Source organism: Mycobacterium sp. 1245801.1 (genome assembly GCF_001673055.1).
In the GTDB taxonomy this organism is placed as follows: Bacteria; Actinomycetota; Actinomycetes; order Mycobacteriales; family Mycobacteriaceae; genus Mycobacterium; species Mycobacterium europaeum_A.
Map to the genome: position 1 here is coordinate 1 of NZ_LZKY01000360.1, position 1,116 is coordinate 1,116.

1 protein-coding gene is annotated in these 1,116 nt (G+C 60.9%); it reads left to right on the forward strand.

What is annotated here, in order from left to right:
• Positions 1 to 87 precede the first annotated feature (87 nt).
• Complete coding sequence (locus A5622_RS22710; protein WP_066865293.1) at positions 88 to 1,011, forward strand: alpha/beta hydrolase; 924 nt, start codon at positions 88 to 90, stop codon at positions 1,009 to 1,011.
• Positions 1,012 to 1,116: the final 105 nt, after the last annotated feature.

Sequence of the window (1,116 nt, forward strand, 5' to 3'; positions counted from 1 at the left end):
GCGGGTATGACCGATCAGGGCTAGCCATCAGATAGCGGTCGTTATATAGTGATCGTTATCCAATAATCCACGATGGAAGGCAGTTGGATGGCAAGCAAGCAGGCGGTCGATTTCGCCGAGTTCTTGGCGGAGATCGGGAGGCGATCTTCGAACGTTAACTTTGACCTGGAGACGATTCGCGACGTCACCGAGAACATCCATTTGGCAACGAAGGAACCCGAAGGCGTCACGTATGCCGAGGTGGACGCGGGCGGGGTTGAGGCCTTGTGGTGCATCCCCGTAGACGGTGACCCCGAATCAGTGCTGTTGCATACGCATATGGGTGGCAGCGTGCTGATGTCGATGCATTCCGACCGGAAGGCAGCGGGGCACCTCGCGAAGGCGGCCGGCGCGCGCTCGCTAGTACTGAACTACCGACGTTCCCCGGAACACAAGTACCCGGCGCAAGTCGAAGACGTGGAAAGCGCCTACCGCTGGCTGCTCGACCAGGGCTACCGCCCCAACAAGATAGCCAGTGTTGGCCACTCGATCGGCGGCTATCTCGCAGTCGAGCTTGCGCTGCGTCTGCGAGATCGCGGCGAGGCACTGCCCGGCGCCGTGTTGTCCATTTCGCCGTGGACTGACGTCACGCTGTCCGGGGAATCCCTCAAAACCAACTCCGAGCGGGACAAGCTACTCACGCCGGGATTGCTCGAGCTGTTCCGGTCGTGCTGGCTCGATGGAACCGACGTGGAATACACCGACCCCCGGGTACACCTGCTGGAAGCCGACCTGTCCGGATTGCCTCCCATCGCGGTGTACTACGGCGAGTACGAGCTACTCGCCTCGGACGCCGTCGCTTTCTCCCAAAGGGCAAAGGAGGCAGGCAACGATGTCATCGTCCGACAGATCGAGCAGGGCCAGCATTCCTTCATCATGGGAGCCGGCCACGTTGACGAGGTGGACCGCGCGATTACCGAAATGGGTCGCTGGCTACGATTGACGCTGGGACTTAAAACGGCGGCGGCATAGCCACATGTCGCCGCTCGAATTGATCATGGCCTGACCACGGCCATTACTCCCCCCGAGGCCGCCAGCTGCAGATGCTCGGATCGCTATCCGATGGCTACTCCTGAT

What these genes read in the sequence shown, in the direction of transcription:
- A5622_RS22710 (WP_066865293.1), top strand. Translation starts at nt 88, where the DNA reads ATGGCAAGCAAGCAGGCGGTCGATTTCGCCGAGTTCTTGGCGGAGATC.